A 17,529-nucleotide genomic window follows, 5' to 3' on the forward strand; every position below is an offset into this window, starting at 1 on the left:
CAAGGCAGAACTTTGTCGTATCATTTAAAATCAACAAAAATGGAACAGCATCAATTGGCACTTGTTTCGGGTGCAAACGGACATTTGGGGAATAATCTGGTACGATTGCTACTCGCTAAAGGAATCCCGGTACGTGCTTCGGTACGCAATACGAAAAACAAAGAACCATTTGGCGGTTTGAATTGCGAAGTGGTGGAAGCCGATATTACCAACAAAGCCTCGTTTGTAAAAGCCCTACAAGGTGTGCATACGTTTTATGCCGTGGGCGCTTCGTTTAAATTATGGGCGAAAGATCCGAAGAAGGAAATTTATGAGGTCAATATGGAAGGTACCCGAAACACAATAGAAGCCGCCGCCGAAGCCGGTGTGAAGCGGATTGTTTATGTGAGTTCGATTGCTGCGTTAGACTACCGACAGCTTCCCACAAAAGAAAGTAACGGTTATAACACCGACCGTCGGGATATGTATTACAATTCTAAAAACGATGGCGAAAAGCTGGCATTCGAATTGGCTAAAAAGCATCAGATTGAATTGGTTGCCGTGTTACCGTCGGCGATGATAGGTGGTGTTGCTTTTGCACCGCTCAATGTGTCGTACAATATCATTAGTCTGATTCTGAAAAAGCAAATACCGGTCGAAACCAATATTACCTTAAACTGGATTGATGTAAACGATGTAGCCGAAGGGTGTTATCTGGCAGCAACCAAAGGGCAAAACGGCGAACGCTATATTCTGGCGAACGAACAGTGTACCTCAATAAAAGAAACTACGCGAATCGCACAGGAATTGTTTCCGGAACTAGGTTTAAAACTTCCGATGGCGGTTCCAAAGCCAATTTTATATACAGTAGCCTGGTTGATGGAAACAACAAGCAAGCTCATTGGCAAAGCACCCGTTATTACTACAAAAGACATTGCGATGTTTTCGGGATTACAGCAGAATTTCGATATAACCAAAGCACGAACCGAACTGGGATTTAGTCCTAAGAATACCTTAGAAACGGTTCGGGAAGCGATGCAGTATTTGCGGAAAAATGAGCATCGGTTGTAAAACACCTGACAGGTTTCAAAAACCTGTCAGGTGTTACTATTTATTTTTTTAGTTCAGCCATTTTATTCTTTGCTTCTGTAAAGCTAGATTCAATAACCTCACTATCACTAATAAACAAAGTATTGTCACTACCAGATTTATCCAGTTTTAAATACCAACTTGTTTTTCCTCCGCTACAAAAATAGCCCATTTGGAAACCATCAGTGGTAGTAAACGTATTGTCCAAATAATCGGGATTACTGGTAATGTCGGAATTAATTTCGTTTTTTAAAACTTGTAACGCTTTTAACAATTCTATTAAATCTGAATATTCAATAGAGGCAATACTATTGCTTTTTACGATTTGAAAAAAATAAGCGAAAGCGGCTCCATTCGATATTTTTCTGATTCGGGTTTCGACTGTAGCATTATAGGTTGTTTTTAATTTTGGAAGTTTTGTATCCACAATTTTTATAATACTACCTGTTTTTGAAGTAAAAGCATCCATTTTAGTTGTAACGGTTCCTTCTTTCTTTGCGACTTGCGAAAAAGTTGAAATTGAAAATAAAGATAATGTGGTAATCAATACTAGTCTTTTAAACATCATAATTTGAATTATTAAATTTTTGACTAAAGTAGCTAGCCCACGACAGATTCTATTACGGAGAACCATACTGTTACAGAAAGGATAAAAATAACATCGAAAAGACACCATCCTTTTTTAAATTTGTAAGAAAAGCAAAAGTGATGAAACGAGTAATTTTAAATCTTGCCGTTACCTTAGACGGGTTTATTGAGGGACCAAATGGGGAAGTGGATTGGTGTATTATGGACGATGATATGGATTTTGACGCCTTTTTGGATAGCGTGGATACGTTGTTTTACGGAAGGGTGAGTTATGACGCCTGGGGGAATTATCAGCCCGATGCCCATGCGGATTTGGCCGAAAAAGCAATGTGGGAAAAGATCCATTCTAAAAATAAATTTGTCTTTTCAAATCAGAAACGAGAGCATAAAAAAGATGTTTTTGTCACGTCGAATATGGGGCATAACGTAGCCGAAATAAAAGAACAGGACGGAAAAGATATTTGGTTGTATGGTGGTGCCAACCTGATTAAATCCTTTATTGATTTAGGACTTATCGATATGTATAAAATATCGGTTCACCCGGTTGTTTTAGGAAGTGGAAAGCCCTTGTTTGAGAATTTGAAAAACCGAATAAATCTAAAATTAACCGACACCCGCGTATTCCGGTCGGGCGTTGTGGAGCTTACCTATATGCCGATTTAAAAATAACACCTGACAGGTTTCAAAAACCAGTCAGGTGTACAAAAGCTATTTAATTAATAGGAACCAAGTGGGCTTCAATACTGGCTCTATTCGGTTCGTATTGCGCCGGAAGTTTTAAATTTTTACCCAATTCTTCCAAACTTTCGTCTACCGTAAAACCGGGATTTTCTGTTGCGAGTTCAAACAAAACACCGCCCGGTTCTCTAAAATAAAGCGAATGGAAATAATTACGGTCAATTTGCGGGGTAATCGACAAACCGTAGGCTTCAATTTTTTCGCGGAAGTACATTAAAACGGCATCATTTTTTACGCGAAAAGCGACGTGATGTACCGATCCGTTGGCTACATGACCGCGTTTTTCTTCCGGTAATTCGACCAAATCCACTATAGCTGCATTTTCAACAGCCGTGGTTGCATACCGGTAACGGTTTACATCCTGTTCGATTAAGGTATAGCCGAATATTTCGGTTAAAATGGCAGCCGTGGGCTGGATATTGTTTAGCGTTAGCGTAATGGTATGAAAACCTCGCGTTGCCACATTCGCTTTGATTTCGTCGGTTTCCCAGGGTTTCCGATTATCTTCCGTTTTCGATTCGATTAACTCCAGTTTTAACCCGTCGGGATCCAAAAACGTAAGGTATTTTTCTCCGAATTTTTCAGCTGGTTTATTGTGAATAACGTTGTATTGCTCAAAACGTTTCTGCCAGAAATCAAGACTACCTTTTGGAACCGAATATCCGATTTCGGTAGCCATTCCGGAACCTTTTCGTCCCTGTTGAATACCTTCTCCCCAAGGGAAAAACGTTAGAATGGTTCCGGCACTTCCAATTTCGTCACCAAAATAAAAGTGATAGGTTCCCGGATCGTCAAAGTTGACTGTTTTTTTGATAAACCGCAGTCCCATTATTTTGGAATAAAAGTCGAAATTGCGTTTGGCATCTCCGGCAATTGCGGTAATATGGTGTAGTCCTAAAATGTTATTTTCCATGATGTTATCTATTTAATTATTGCGATTCTTTTACAAAGTTACGTCAGTTATACCCGGAAATCGGTTAATCTAAATTAAGAATTGCGATGGCCGGATTGGTAACGTTTAAAGAGTATCCAAATCCTGTTCCTTTTTGTTTAAAGTGTTGTTGTTTAGGTTTTTAATTTTTAATGGGTGGTTTTTATCGGTACGATATATCGTAATTTTATGAGGGTATTCTGTTTTATTTCGGAAACAAATAGCGGTTGAATACGGGCTATTTCTTAAATTTACCCTGTAACAGCATAAAAATGGTGCCAATTACTTACTTATGGAAAATCCGAAAGATCAGGCGACAATAATGATGAACCGATTACAGGAGCGGGAACGGGAACAACAGCTGATCTTGTCGGTCTGTCAGGCACTTTCCGGAGTGGTAACGCATAACGAGTTACATACGGTTGTTGGAAGTTTGCTAAAAGATCATTTTTCTTTTGAAGATTTGATCATCGCGTCATCCGATAAAAATGAAACGGAATACCGGATTTTCTATCAGTATACTGTACTAAAACCGACAGAAAATACAGCCTATCCGGTGAATGATGGATTTTTTGATAGTTGTTTGGATACGGCCGACACTGTTGTTTTTGATTTAAAACCGGTTTCGGAAAGAAAACAACTTCCGGTCTATCTCGATCCGATTGCATCGAAAGGAATTAAAAACGGAATCGGAATTGGTTTGCCGATAAGGAAGGATGATCAAACGGTACTTTTTCTGTTTTTTAAAAATGCGTCGGTTTTTACCCGGGAATCCAATCGGATGCTGCGCGGAATTGCGACCCAACTTGCCATAACTATAGGTAATATTAAAATGGCAACGGTCTACGAAAGTAGTTTTGCGGAATTACAGCTTTTAAAAAAACAACCCGTTGAACAACCCGAAACAACGGTAGCCTCCGACAACGGTTTTTATGGAATTATCGGAAAGAGCAAAGCGATGCAACAGGTCTACGAGCTCATTACACAAGTAGCTCCGTCACCGTCGACCGTTTTAATTTTCGGGGAAACCGGAACAGGCAAAGAACTGATTGCAAATGCGATTCATAAACTATCACCGGCTTTTACCGAAAAACTCATTACGGTTAATTGTGCCTCGATACCTGAAAATCTGATTGAAAGCGAATTATTTGGTCACGAAAAAGGAGCTTTTACCGGAGCGACTGCTACGCGAATCGGAAAATTTGAACAAGCGGATAACGGTACAATCTTCCTGGATGAAATAGGAGAGTTGCCACTGGAACTTCAAGGGAAACTACTTCGGGTTTTACAGGAAAAAGAAATAGAACGGATTGCTGGCAAAAATACCTTAAAAGTAAAGGTACGCGTCATTGCAGCAACCAACCGATCGCTCGAAAAAGAAGTAGCCGAAGGCCGTTTTAGAAGCGATTTGTTTTACCGGTTAAATGTGTTTCCGATAGCACTTCCGGCTTTGCGCGACCGTTCGGAGGATATTGAGCCGCTGGCACATTTCTTTTTAGAAAAACATTCGCTGAAAACAGGTAAAAAGAGCAGTGGCTTTTCTAAGAAAGTACTGAAAAGCATGATCGCCAATACCTGGCCGGGAAATGTACGCGAACTGGAAAATATGGTGGAACGCAGTATTTTATTTGCAAAAGAGGGTGTAATCAAAGAGATGACGTTTCCAACGGTTTTAAAAACGGAAACTACAAATCCGGAAACGGAATTATATACGGCAACATTACAGGAAGTGGAAAAAGCCCATATTTTAAAAGTCGTTAAAAAATGTAACGGAAAAATCTTCGGTCCGCAAGGCGCTGCGGTTGTATTGGGCTTACCCGGTACGACACTGATTTCGAAAATGCAGAAATTGGGTATTAAAAAAGAACACTATATAAGCTGATCATTCCTGTTGCAGGTTTATTTTTCCGGAGGATACAGCCCAAAATAAAAGCAAAATCATGTTGATCGTCAAGGCGGTTACCGGAAACGAAAACGAAATTCCAAAAGCGATCAGATAGGAAGGCAAGCCATAGGCATAATTATTCCTGATTTTTCGGATCGCCCGATCGGTAATACCCGGGCGTAGTAATTTTTTATTGGTACTGGCAATCCACCACAAAAGATTGTAAGCGATATTGATCAGTACAAACATTCCGGTATAAACCGCCACGGCTATAGTAGCCGCTTCGCCACCGAAAAAGCGGGCTAATAAAGCGGTAGGATAGGAAACCGCTGCCACCAGAAATAAAATCAGTCCGTTGGCAAACATAATGGCGGTATTGCGACTATAGATCTGTTTAAAAATTTTATGATGGTTGACCCACATAATAAAAATACTGAAAAAAGAAAGCGTAAAAGCCAGATAGGTAGTCCACTGATTTTTTAAAAAAGTGAGCAATTCCGAACCGTTTTTTATCGTATCGGCTTCCGGCGCACGTAAATCCAGCACCAAAAGGGTAATGGCGATGGCAAAAACGGCATCACTAAAGTTTTCGATTCGTACGGTTTCTTTTTCCATTTTTATAGTTTTACAAATATTGATTTTCGCAATTTCGGTTCCAGATTTTTTGTTTTGTGTCCTTTTCCGGTGGTGTCTTCGACCAACAATATCGAACCGGTTGTAAACGATCGTTTTTCGCCTAACGACGTTTCAATTTCAACACCGCCATCGAGCAAAATAATATACTGACGGTCGGGTGCCGTATGGAAATCATAATCGTAGGAAGGACTCACTTCTCTAAATACGATGGATTTTACCGTTTTTTCATCCGATAAAAACCCAATTATTCCATTATTGTGTAGCGGAACTTCGAAATCTTCAAAATGACTTTCGCCGTTTTCGTCACTGTAAATTCGTGTGATGGTTATCATTATTTTGAAGAAAAAATAAGTTTGTTAACCCAATCAATTTCATCCTGATTAATGGTATGTGCCATGTTTGGATAGATTTTTTTGGTAACATCGGCACCCATTTTTTGCAGCAATATTTCCGTTTCGTTGACCCGTTCTACCGGAACATGAAAATCAGGATCACTGGTACCAATAAAAACCGGGGTCTGATCAAAGTTTCCTGTGTAATGTTCGGCATACACTTTATCGCCAATCAATCCGCCGGTAAAGGCTACAATACCACCGTATTTCGCTGCATTTCGGGTTGTAAATTCCAGCGTAAGACAAGCACCCTGCGAAAAGCCGAGAAAGTATATATTTTCTTTTTTGATACCATTTTTGTCCAGTTCGCTAACTATTTGCGCAAGGGTTTCCAACGCATTCGAAAGCGACGGTTCGTTTTGTTCCAATGGCGCTAAAAAGGAATACGGATACCAGGTATGGTTATCGGCCTGAGGTGCGATCCAGGCAAAATCGCTCACGTTCAAATACTGCGTTAACGAAAGGATATCATTGGCTCCGGCACCACGCCCGTGAAGCAGGATCAGTGCTTTTTTGGCCTCGGTTAACGGTAATCCGACTGCTATATTTTCTAAATTCATAGGCTATTGTTTTATTTTTTCCAGATATCCAGATACGCTTCCGGATGTTTTTTAAACTGTGCATGTACATACGGACAAAGTGGGATAATTTGCATCCCATTGGCACGGACATATGCGGTCATTTCGTTTAGTAAAAGCTTGGCATAGCCTTTTCCTTCGGCTTCCGGTTCTACACCGGTATGATAGACTGTCAGGACAGCATCTTTAAGGCTAACGGTCATTTCGCCTAGTTTTTTACCGTCGACATAGAGGTTAAAAGCCCCTCGGTTTTTTTCGTCTAATTCTAATTTTATAGTTTCCATATTTTATTCGTATCCTTGTTTAATACCTAATTTTTTCATTTTTGAGAACAACGTTTGCGGTTGCATTTTTAAAAGTTCGGCGGCACCACCCGGACCGGAAACTTTTCCGCCGCATTTTTGCAAAGCAGCCATGATATGTTCTTTTTCCATCTCCTCCATCGATTTTAGCGTAGCGCTATTTTCCTGTAGCGGATTAACCGTATTCGTAGGAAGGTCAAATTTTTCAATTTCATTGGATCGCGTCAGCAACACATTTCGTTCGATAAGATGTTCCAGTTCGCGAATATTTCCCGGCCAGTCATAGTGCATTAATTGCGCCAGGGCAAAAGGATTGATACCGGTGACATTTTTCCGGGAACTGGCGGCATATTTAGCCAGAAAATAATAGGCCAGTGCCTCGATGTCTTCTTTGCGTTCTTTTAACGGCGGCAATTGAATCGGGAAGACATTCAGGCGATAATATAAATCCAGTCGGAATCGACCTTCGGCTACTTCTTTTTCGAGCGATCGGTTGGTCGCGGCCACTACGCGTACATTTATCTTTACGGTTGACGAACCGCCCAGTCGCTGGATTTCCTTTTCCTGAAGCACCCGTAACAGCTTTACCTGAGAATCCAGTGGTAATTCACCGATTTCATCCAGAAAAATCGTACCGTTATGGGCTTGTTCAAACTTTCCGATACGCAGGGTATTGGCACCGGTAAACGCCCCTTTTTCATGTCCGAAAAGTTCCGATTCGACCAGTGATTGCGGTAAAGCGGCACAATTCACCACGACAATAGCATTTGATTTATGGGCGGAAAGATCGTGAATCGCATGGGCTACGCGTTCTTTTCCGGTACCGCTTTCGCCTAAAATCAGTACGGAAGTTTGCGCCGGTGCTACGATTTTTATTTTTTCGATCACATCTTTTAAAAGTGCACTATTGCCAATGATTCCTTCAATTTCCGTATCGGGTACTGTTGGCGCAATCGAGGTAAAGGCGCCTTTTTCCTCATCAAACCGGTATTTGGCAATGTCGAGCATCACCACCAGATCCCGTTCCCTAAACGGTTTTACCATAAAACCATAGGGATGCGTTTCTTTTACCGCTTCGAGCGTTGACTGATTGGTGTTGGCCGAGATATACAGAAAAGGCAATTGCATTTCGCGCAGTTCCCACGCCAGGTCAATTCCGGTTAGATCGCCTTTTAGCATAATATCCAGTAAAACCCAATCGGGTCTTTTGGATTCGATTAATTTACGAGCCTGAACGACAGAAGAGGCTATCCCGGTTATCTGATAGCCCGCTTTAACGAGCATGATTTTTAAATCGTTTGCGACTATAAACTCGTCTTCTACAATTAGAATTTTCTCCTTCATGCGTTAAATTATATAATTTCTGAATTTTCGGATGTCTCTTCAAACTCAGAATTTCTTGTAAATGTAATTTTGATTTCCAGTCCGTTATCGTTTTTAAGTTCAAAAGTTCCGTCAATCTGATTGGTTAATCCGGTCATTAAATTCATTCCGAGGGAATTTCGTTCCGTTTCGTCAAAATCTTCCGGAAGACCAACCCCGTCGTCGGCAATGCGCAACAGATAATTGGCGTCGCCGGTGTTTTTAAGATCAATACAAATCGTACCCTTTCGATCGGTCGGAAACGCATATTTGATGGCATTGTTAATGGCTTCATTGATGATCAATCCTAATGGCACCGCCTGAGCGACATCGAGATATACTTTTTCGGTGTCCAAAACAAAATTGATTTTCAGATCGGTATCAAAAGACTCCCGCATATAGCCGATCAATTCATAAATATACCAGGACATATCGATATTGGCCAGATTATCGGACTGATACAATTTTTGATGAATCAGTGACATCGCGTGCATTCGGTGCTGACTGTTTTGTATGGCCATTAGCGCGTCTTCGTTCTCCAGATAAGCCGATTGCGTATTTAACAGGCTAATCACGATCTGAAGGTTGTTTTTTACCCGATGGTGAATCTCTTTTAAAAGCCATTCCTTTTCAATCAGCATCTTTTTGTTGAGCTCGTTTTGCTCGTTAATCTGCCGGGTTTTGATTTCCAGTTGCTCATTTGTTTTCTTTTTTAACCGGAAACGATTGTAAAGCAATACAATAAACAGAATCAAGATCACCACACTCGCAATAAAAACATAGCGGATAATGGTATCATTATGAATTTTTATTTCCTGTAATTTGGACTGTTGTTTTAGCAAATCGATATTCCGATCCTTTTTCGCGCTTTCAAATTCGATCTGAAGACTGTTGATTTGCTTGCTTTTTTCACCTTTAAAGACAGAATCGGAAAGACTCTTATACAGTTGATAATGCTTTATTGCATCGATGTATTTCCCTCGTGACGAATCGGCTTTAAACCAGATCAGATAACTTTCGGACCGGATCAGGTTATTTCCGGAACCGGCCGCCAGCGAATCCAGCAGTTTGATGGTTCGGTAAAAATCATCGTACTTTTTGATTTGGTAATGATAGGACGCAAAACTTCTTAAAATGGCAATACTATTCCCGTTTTTATCGGCATTTTCACCGTAATAAGCGGTCAGTTTTTTATAATAGAAACCCGCCATGGGATCGTTTTTTAAAATCCGGTAAATATTAAACAACAGATAATTCTCTTTCATCAACCGCTGAATGTTAGCGGTCGGAAAGTTGCGCTGCATTTCTTTGATCAACTGAAGGGCCTTTTGCTCTTTTTTTTGCCGGATCAGCATCGAACACAAATTTTCACCGATTGTCCGTACGTATTCGGTATCCTTATGAAATTTTGCGATTTCCAACGCCTTATACCAGTATTCTTCCGCATCATCATTTTGGCGCAGGTAATAATACACCAATCCGATATGATTGTAAATGGAACTTAACTGTAACGAGTTATCGTTGACGGCAAGTGCGGTTTTTTCGGCTAAAAGACCATATTTTAAAGCTTCCGGATAATTTGCTTTTTGCGTATTTACTTCCGACAGCAGATTATAAACCCCTTGAACGTCCGGATACCGTATCGATCTGTAAAGCGTCAGCGCTTCTTTTAACAGCGGTTCGGCCTTGACGTTATTTTCATTAATCGTATATAATTCGGCAAGCTCCTTTAAAGTCGTAGCCTGTTTTTCGATTAATCCGGCTTTTTTAAAAAACGCAATGGCCATTTCTTTATAGCGGACTTTTTCTTCGAGTTTGGCGTCGTATATCGACAGTTCGGCATAACTTTGCGCCTGTAATTCGATTAAATTATTGCTTTTGGCATAGGCAAGCGCCGCGTTGGCTTTTAGTAAGGCCTTTTGCATAGCGCCTTTTTCCCGGAGAATCTGCGCTTCTAAAAGAATGGATTTCCCTTTTCCTGTTTTATACCCCAAACGATCGCTTAACAGACCTGCTTCAGCATTAACTGAATCGGCACTTCGGAGATCGGTTTTAAACTCGCCCGGTTTGTTCAGGAAGTAGCTGCTTAAATCCAAAAGCAATTCGACTTTTTTAGCGTCATTTTTAGCCGTTGCTATTTTGAGTTGTAATTGCCTTGGATCGTCAATTGTTTGTGCATTTCCATTCAGATTTGCCCAAAACAAGAAAGCTATCGTAAGGCGATATACGGGAGTTTTAGCAGCGTTTAAGGGGGTATAATTCATTTTTTAAAGATACTCTATTATCAGAAATCTGCAAATTCACAATCGGGTTTTCCTAGTTGTTTCGGTGGTATAAATAACAAATGATCATCGCGATTCCGGGTACGATTAATGTTCCCAAACCAAAAAGCTTTCCGGCAATGGCACCCAAAAAACAACCGATAAGAAATCCGATGATTGTTACAAGCTGTTTTTTAAAACTGATAACCACTTCCGGATCTTTACATCCGTTTTTGAGCAGGTTTCCCAAATCGAGTGCGGCTTGCGTTACATTTCCTGTCATCATGGTTGTTGGACCGTGTGTCTCCTTACTGTATAATTTTCCGAAGGCATTCTGAAGTCCCATGCCAAATACGGTTGTCATCGCAACGGTGTACATGGCCCATTCGGTAAAGATTTCCATATAACCAAAAACATAGGATGCGATACCGCTCACAAGCAATAATATACCTTCCCAAAAAAGTAGGGTATACCGATTGGTTGCCTTTAAAGCGATTCGGCCACCGGTAATTACCGCAACGATAAATACGGGAAACGTTAGTAATTTTATCCACGCATGTATATCCGAACCCTTAATGATCTGATAGGCAAATACAATAAAGTTCCCGGTAACGTGTGCGGAAAAGATCGAATCGGCCGCGACAAACGTTACGGTGTCACAATACCCTGCTATCATCGTGAGCAGCAGGGTTACATAGCCAATATTTTTTTGTAGTTCCATAGTATTATTTTAGATGTGCCCGAAGCATCCAGGCCATTTTTTCGTGATTTTCCAAAAGTCCGGTAATATAATCGCTGGTTCCCGCATCGTGAAACTCCGACGCAAAACGGTTGATATTTTCCCGTAGGTGAATGATAATGCTTTCGTGATCGGCTAATAAGGCTGTGATATAACCGGCGCTATCATTTTTTTCTCTTGATTCTTCCGTAAGTTGTGTTAGTGCCAGGTATTCTTTTAAGGTTCCGGGCGCATAATGACCCAAAACACGGATTCGTTCGGCTACTGTATCTATAATTTCATCCAATGCTTTATATTGCTGTTCGAAAAAGAGATGCTTGTTGTAAAAATCAGGGCCTTCAATATTCCAATGCGCCTTTTTTGTTTTGGTGTACAATATAAATTCATCAGCGAGTACTTTGGTTAATACAGTAACCACTTTCGCGATATTTTCCTGTTGAATTCCGATGTTTGTTTTCATTTTAAATCAGGTTTAATAGATAATAATCGAGTGAATATTTTCCGGCACCGAGTGCCAGAAGTAGTAGTAATGATAAGGTATACATATAGGGAACATCGCGCACTTCGGGCGAGTCTTTTCGATGTACTACAAAATAACCGATGGCCGTCACGCCAATGGTGGGTACTATCATAAGTCGGGTGCCAAGTCCCAAGATCATAAAAACCGGTACCACCGTATCTGAAAAAGTCGCCACAAAACGGTTTAATTTTTCAGGTAAATGCAACGGATTAGGAACCTGTTCCGTTTGTCCGTTTTCGACACGGAATTTTTTCATCCCATGGACGCCAAAAAGCGCTGCCGCCAGTAAAATCCGAAAGAACAGCAAGGCCATATTGTTGTATGGTGTTCCTAAATCGGAGAAAAGGATTTGTTTGAGAATGTCCATCATTTTTCAGGATTTAGAAGGCAAAACAAGAACAACCCAATGCGCCCCAGAATGCCGTATAATTGTTAACTGGTACCGTACTCATCCGGGCCACATCGTGGTTGTGTGCATGTACATCACAACTACCGCTGCAACTGTGAATCTGTGCTGTCAGACCCGGTTTTGCATTTGGTTTTACATTTTTTTCGATCGCAGTTTGCAACGTACTTTTCGTTGGATATCCGTTATAAATATGGGTTGGCGACCAATCCGGTAAAATCGGTATATTGGGCGGCGAAAACGATGAAAAATCACCATTAGCGTACACAATTTTCCCATCGACAATCGTTAAATCGGCTTCAATTTTTTTAAGATCTTCATCCGCGATCGTAAAATAATCGCGATCCAAAACCACCAGATCGGCAAACATCCCGGTTCGGATATCGCCTTTTTTGGTTTGCTCCTGCGAAAACCAGGCGCTACCTCTGGTATACAATTCCAAAGCCGTTTCACGACTCAGTCGGGTTTCATGATACAACTGCAGGCCGCCAACGGTTTTTCCTACCGTCATCCAATACATGGAAACCCACGGATTGTAACTGCTCACGCGTGTCGCATCCGAACCGGCACCGACCGGTACGTCCATTTCGATCATCTTTTTGATCGGCGGTGTGTTTTCGGCCGCTTGGGCACCATAGCGATCCGTGAAATATTCTCCTTGGTAGGCCATCCGACTTTGAACGGCAATTCCGCCACCCAAAGCTTTTACCCGTTCGATATTGCGTTCGTCGATTGTCTCCGCATGATCAAATATCCATGGCAATCCGTTGAATGGGATTTCCCGGTTTATTTTTTCAAACACATTCAAAAAACGCGTAATACTTTCGTTATAGGTCGCATGCAATCGGAAAGGCCAACGGTTTTCGACTAAAAGGCGTACCACTTTTTCCAGATCGGCTTCCATGTTTTCGGGTAAATCCGGTCTTGGTTGCAGGAAATCTTCAAAATCCGCAGCCGAGAAAACCAGCATTTCGCCCGCACCGTTGTGTCGGTACATATCATCGCCCTGGTATAATTTGACCGTATCGATCCAATCTTCAAAATCCTCAAACTCGTGTTTTGGCTTTTGTGTAAAAAGATTATACGCGATTCGTACGGTTAGTTGTTTCTTTTCATTTAGTTCGTTAACCACCTTATAATCGTCCGGGAAATTCTGAAATCCACCACCGGCATCGATAACACTGGTAATTCCAAAGCGGTTTAGTTCCTTCATAAAATGACGTGTGGAATTTAACTGATGCTCGTAGGACAATGTAGGTCCTTTGGCTAAGGTCGAATATAGAATCATCGCATTGGGTGTTGCAATGATCAGTCCGGTTGGTTCGCCTTTCGAGTTTCTTTCAATATGGCCTCCCGGAGGCGCAGGTGTATTTTTAGTATAGCCAACCGCTTTTAAAGCCGCTTGATTCATAATGGCTCTGTCGTATAAATGCAAAATAAATACAGGCGTTTCCGGAGCGATGGCATTGATTTCTTCTAAGGTTGGCATTCTGCGTTCTGCAAACTGAAACTCCGACCAACCGCCTACCACGCGTACCCATTGCGGATGTGGCGTACGATCGACCTGTTCTTTAAGCATTCGTAACGCATCGGCAAGCGACGGAACGCCATCCCAACGCAATTCTAAATTATAGTTTAATCCGCCGCGGATGAGGTGTATATGCGAATCGTTAATGCCGGGAACAACTCTTTTTTGCAATAAATCGATCACTTGTGTTGTTTCGGATGCAAATTCCATCACCGCACTGTCGCTTCCAACGGCAATAAATTTTCCGTCTTTAATAGCCACCGCTGTACTATTTGGGGTTTCCGAATTAAAACTGTGAACCTTACCGTTAAATAAAATTAGATCTGCTTTCATATCGGTTTATTTGGTGTTAAGCTTACTGATCGCTTCTTTGATACCATCGCCGGCAACCGTATAAAATGCAGGACCGGCAAGGAGTATGATTTTGGTCAAAGGCTTGTGATCGGATAATTTTTTATCTTTTAAAAATGCCTGCGTTCTATAGGCTTCAAAAGAACCAAGCACTACGTTTTCGGCTACTAAAGCCGTAGGAGAATCGATACCGGCATCTTTAATATCGCTGGCAAAAGAATAATCACTTACGCCCAAGCGTAAAGCCTCGCGCATGGCCACGCTTCCAACACTGATCATTAAATCGGGTGTAAACGTATTGCGATTTCCTAAACCGATAAGCAGTAATTTTTTGGCAGCCAGCGTACCTTGTGGTGGTGTAATTAATAAAGTTTCCAACGAATGACCGGTAAACTTTCCGCTTTTACGCAATTCGGTAATGATTCCTTTTAGGGCATCGTCCAGATGTACCATTCCGTTGAGGTTAGCGGGTAGAGCAGGTGGGTTAAAAATATCTCCTTCGGTATATTCAAAAACACAGGCAACCTGTAATTCGGATTTGGCAGCGGAAGGCCCCTGAACGAGTCCGTTTACCGCTACACCGTCGACTTTTCCCCAGGTTACGGTCGAACCGATCGCCGCGGTTTGTGCCAAAAGGATGGTAGGAAATAAACCCCATACTAGTGCTAAAAGCAATAGTCTGACGTTTCCTGATTTGTATTGTAATAGATTTTTCATAGTCGTAATTTTTTTGATTAAAATTTGAATCCAAGTCGGGCATTAAAGAAAATACCGTCTTTAGAATTGGGAATGCTTTCGTTGATAAAAGCCCCGGTTTTAAAATATTGGATACCGCTAACAACCGATATAAACGGGCTTATACTATAGGTGAAATTGGCAAGGTAGGCCGTCCCGATATAGCGTTTGTCCGAAGTGTCTCCGGAAAGATTAAGGATACCGCTAGGCCGATAAACACCATCCTGCGTGCTATAACGCCAGTTAAAAACCACATCGACCTGCATCTTTAATTCCGGAAGCAAATCCAGAGTAGCATACGGATGGATATCGATCAGGTTTACCGGTCCAACCTGTGGACTAAAACCAAAATAACCGCCTTTAGGGTATAACGGATTAAAGGTTTGCAGTTGTCCGTCGCCTTTGTTCTGATCGCCTGAAATATAATCGTTCCGCAAATTGATCGTCGGTTTGAATTTTACATTTTCAAAAGAATAACCTATATCAGCCGAAGCCGTCCAGGCATTTATCGCTCCGGAGCCAAAACGTCCAAACTGGTAGGCCGCTTCCAGGTTGTAAATAAAACCGCCTCCGTATTTCCAGAACCGCGTTCCGACGGTATGCCGTCTTTCGGGTGCGATGTCTTCATTAAAGCGCGATTCGTCCCTTCTGATTCCGAGATAGTACCAATCGAGATTTCCCGCTTTTGGAATAATTATTTTGGAATAAACACCCCATAAATTCAGTTGTTTCGACATTTTATTGTCCAAAACTCCGGGATAAACCGTATCGGGCATCATCATAAAACCATCAATCGCGAATCGGGTAGTGGTATACATGAGTTTGCCACCGGTAAAATATAGTCGGGCGTTAGGACCTTCCCGTACCGAAAGCAACCTTCCGGAGCCATAATCCAACTCCTGTCGTCCGAGGCGAAGCGTTATTCCGGCATTGTCTTTTTTCCAGAGGTTGATATCCGCAAAAAGATTCTGGACATTTAGCTGATCTTCATCAATACCTCGTGGTCCATTACTTCTTCCGTCTTGTAGCGCACTCCTAAGCTGGGCGAATATCCGAACGTTTTTTCCCAGATGAATATCGGTATGTAAATCATAACGTTGCAGTAAAAAGCCATTATGACCAATGTTGAGCCTTCCCCAATCTTCATTATTGAAATCAACATATTCATACCGGGCTTCCCCGCCAACTGACATATAAAAACTTTTTTCCTTATTTAAAGGTATGAATTTTAGCTTTTTATAAGTATTTCGAACGGAATCTTTTAGGTATTCATAGTTTTCATCGTAGCGCAAAAGTTTAAAGTTTTGTGCCGACACGATGTTTCCTAATAACAGAAAAAGAATAAGGAACGGGACGTTTTTCGCTATGGATTTTGATGATTTCAATAGAATGAAGGATAAGAAATGGAACGGATTGTATTAGTGTTTTAGCATATTGTGGGCATAATGAATCCCCAAGCCATACGAACCGCCGTGTTTTTTCATTAAGTTGGTCACCGGAACATAGGTTTCCTCGCGTGCCCAGTCTCTTTGAAGTTCCAACAAATACTGGATCGACGTGATTGGCATAGCGCCCGCCTGAACCATTCGTTGTACGGCGCGTTCGTGGGCTTCGATGCTCACATCCCCGCAAGCATCGGTGATTACATATACTTCATAACCTTCTTCGATAGCCGATAAAGCCGGTCCGACGATACAAACGCCTGTCCACAATCCGGCCAGTACTAATTTTTGTTTTTTTGTAGCGGTAATAGCCGTATATGCTTTTTCATCTTCCCAGGTATTCATGGTGGTACGGTCGATATAACCTGAGGATGCAATTGGATAATATTCTTCGATTTCCGGGAAAACCGGTCCGGCAAAACTTTCCTCGGCAACCGTTGTCACAATTGTCGGTACGGAAAATATTTTTGAAGCGCCACAGATAATCGCCACATTGTTTCGTAGTTCGCTTAGTGCGATCGTACTGGTGGCGAATGCCATTTGTCCTTCAAAGTCAATTAATACAAGGGCATGATTATCCGGAGATAATAAATTTGTTGCTGGTTTCATAGTGCTATTTTTATATTTTATTAGTTATCAGGCGAACAAAGTGCCATGATTTTAAAATGTTGTGATATAGGGTTTTATTATAAAAGGTGATTTTATTTTGTTACGATATTTCGTAATTTTATTAGCGTCTTATTTGTTTTATACTAATGTGTCGCAAGTTTTCGGATCATTTCTGTAGAAAGCGCATCGGCATAGATTCCAAAAGCACTGGTTAAAACACCTTTGATATTGTGAACATCCGATACAATTCCATAAACGATATCTTCATCACCTGGATTGGTATCGCCTTCGAAACGGAAGAGATATTCAATTTTAAACTCGTCCGGTGACATCGATTGCGTATTGTTATTAAAACGGATACAATTTTCGTCCAGATTAAAATTCTGGGTAAAGCCTTCCCGGGTGAGCCATTGCAAGGCTTCGGTAACCGTATCAAAAGCAGGTTGTGTTGAATTCAT

The 17,529-nt window shown here is 41.3% G+C and carries 19 protein-coding genes; 3 read left to right on the plus strand and 16 right to left on the minus strand.

Annotated elements, in window-relative coordinates:
• The first annotated feature begins 39 nt into the window (after positions 1-39).
• Positions 40-1,050: an NAD-dependent epimerase/dehydratase family protein gene (locus AAFN64_RS05615; RefSeq protein ID WP_347759580.1), complete on the plus strand. Its 1,011-nt coding sequence runs from the start codon at positions 40-42 to the stop codon at positions 1,048-1,050.
• 40 nt (positions 1,051-1,090) lie between these two features.
• Here AAFN64_RS05615 and AAFN64_RS05620 read toward each other — a convergent pair whose 3' ends face one another.
• Positions 1,091-1,636: a hypothetical protein gene (locus AAFN64_RS05620; RefSeq protein WP_347759582.1), complete on the minus strand. Its 546-nt coding sequence runs from the start codon at positions 1,634-1,636 to the stop codon at positions 1,091-1,093.
• Between the two features lie 140 nt (positions 1,637-1,776).
• Here AAFN64_RS05620 and AAFN64_RS05625 point away from each other — a divergent pair, with 140 nt between their 5' ends.
• On the plus strand, positions 1,777-2,319 hold the full coding sequence (locus AAFN64_RS05625; protein ID WP_300491504.1) for a dihydrofolate reductase family protein: 543 nt from the start codon (positions 1,777-1,779) through the stop codon (positions 2,317-2,319).
• A 49-nt stretch (positions 2,320-2,368) separates the two neighbouring features.
• On the opposite strand, the gene AAFN64_RS05630 is transcribed toward AAFN64_RS05625, so the two are convergent.
• Positions 2,369-3,307, minus strand: a complete 939-nt coding sequence (locus tag AAFN64_RS05630; protein WP_347759583.1) for a ring-cleaving dioxygenase — start codon at positions 3,305-3,307, stop codon at positions 2,369-2,371.
• Positions 3,308-3,617: 310 nt separating this feature from the next.
• Here AAFN64_RS05630 and AAFN64_RS05635 point away from each other — a divergent pair, with 310 nt between their 5' ends.
• A complete protein-coding gene (locus tag AAFN64_RS05635; protein ID WP_347759584.1) occupies positions 3,618-5,207 on the plus strand; it encodes a sigma 54-interacting transcriptional regulator in 1,590 nt (529 codons plus the stop codon).
• Here the strand turns inward: AAFN64_RS05635 and AAFN64_RS05640 are convergent, their stop codons facing one another.
• The 14 genes from AAFN64_RS05640 to AAFN64_RS05705 form a co-directional block, all read right to left on the minus strand.
• A complete protein-coding gene (locus tag AAFN64_RS05640; RefSeq protein ID WP_347759585.1) occupies positions 5,208-5,825 on the minus strand; it encodes a TMEM175 family protein in 618 nt (205 codons plus the stop codon).
• A gap of 2 nt (positions 5,826-5,827) precedes the next feature.
• Complete coding sequence (locus AAFN64_RS05645; RefSeq protein WP_347759586.1) at positions 5,828-6,178, minus strand: hypothetical protein; 351 nt, start codon at positions 6,176-6,178, stop codon at positions 5,828-5,830.
• Positions 6,178-6,798 carry a dienelactone hydrolase family protein gene (locus tag AAFN64_RS05650; protein WP_347759588.1) on the minus strand — a complete coding sequence of 207 codons (621 nt, stop codon included), beginning with the start codon at positions 6,796-6,798 and terminating at the stop codon, positions 6,178-6,180. The genes AAFN64_RS05645 and AAFN64_RS05650 overlap by 1 nt, the downstream gene beginning before the upstream one ends.
• An 11-nt stretch (positions 6,799-6,809) precedes the next feature.
• Positions 6,810-7,100 (minus strand): GNAT family N-acetyltransferase, encoded by a 291-nt coding sequence (locus AAFN64_RS05655; protein WP_347759590.1) that lies wholly within the window; start codon positions 7,098-7,100, stop codon positions 6,810-6,812.
• A 3-nt stretch (positions 7,101-7,103) separates the two neighbouring features.
• Positions 7,104-8,462: a sigma-54 dependent transcriptional regulator gene (locus tag AAFN64_RS05660; RefSeq protein ID WP_347759591.1), complete on the minus strand. Its 1,359-nt coding sequence runs from the start codon at positions 8,460-8,462 to the stop codon at positions 7,104-7,106.
• An 8-nt stretch (positions 8,463-8,470) separates the two neighbouring features.
• Positions 8,471-10,744: a histidine kinase dimerization/phosphoacceptor domain -containing protein gene (locus AAFN64_RS05665; RefSeq protein ID WP_347759593.1), complete on the minus strand. Its 2,274-nt coding sequence runs from the start codon at positions 10,742-10,744 to the stop codon at positions 8,471-8,473.
• A gap of 52 nt (positions 10,745-10,796) precedes the next feature.
• Positions 10,797-11,462, minus strand: coding sequence for a YoaK family protein (locus tag AAFN64_RS05670; protein WP_347759594.1), 666 nt, complete (start codon positions 11,460-11,462; stop codon positions 10,797-10,799).
• A 4-nt stretch (positions 11,463-11,466) separates the two neighbouring features.
• Entirely contained in the window at positions 11,467-11,940 is a 474-nt protein-coding gene (locus AAFN64_RS05675) for a DNA starvation/stationary phase protection protein (RefSeq protein ID WP_347759595.1), read from the minus strand.
• A 1-nt stretch (position 11,941) separates the two neighbouring features.
• On the minus strand, positions 11,942-12,370 hold the full coding sequence (locus tag AAFN64_RS05680) for a DoxX family protein (RefSeq protein ID WP_300491482.1): 429 nt from the start codon (positions 12,368-12,370) through the stop codon (positions 11,942-11,944).
• Positions 12,371-12,380: 10 nt separating this feature from the next.
• Entirely contained in the window at positions 12,381-14,267 is a 1,887-nt protein-coding gene (locus AAFN64_RS05685) for an amidohydrolase (RefSeq protein ID WP_347759596.1), read from the minus strand.
• Positions 14,268-14,273: 6 nt separating this feature from the next.
• The gene (locus AAFN64_RS05690; protein WP_347759597.1) at positions 14,274-15,002 is read right to left on the minus strand and encodes a M17 family peptidase N-terminal domain-containing protein; all 729 of its coding nucleotides are present in this window, start codon (positions 15,000-15,002) and stop codon (positions 14,274-14,276) included.
• Between the two features lie 17 nt (positions 15,003-15,019).
• Positions 15,020-16,405: an alginate export family protein gene (locus AAFN64_RS05695; protein WP_347759598.1), complete on the minus strand. Its 1,386-nt coding sequence runs from the start codon at positions 16,403-16,405 to the stop codon at positions 15,020-15,022.
• A 33-nt stretch (positions 16,406-16,438) separates the two neighbouring features.
• Positions 16,439-17,071 (minus strand): hydrolase, encoded by a 633-nt coding sequence (locus AAFN64_RS05700; protein ID WP_347759599.1) that lies wholly within the window; start codon positions 17,069-17,071, stop codon positions 16,439-16,441.
• Positions 17,072-17,214: 143 nt separating this feature from the next.
• Positions 17,215-17,529 (minus strand): phosphoribosylpyrophosphate synthetase, encoded by a 315-nt coding sequence (locus AAFN64_RS05705; RefSeq protein WP_300492122.1) that lies wholly within the window; start codon positions 17,527-17,529, stop codon positions 17,215-17,217.

The sequence above is a fragment of the Flavobacterium sp. CAU 1735 genome (assembly GCF_039888695.1).
Taxonomy (GTDB): domain Bacteria; phylum Bacteroidota; class Bacteroidia; order Flavobacteriales; family Flavobacteriaceae; genus Flavobacterium.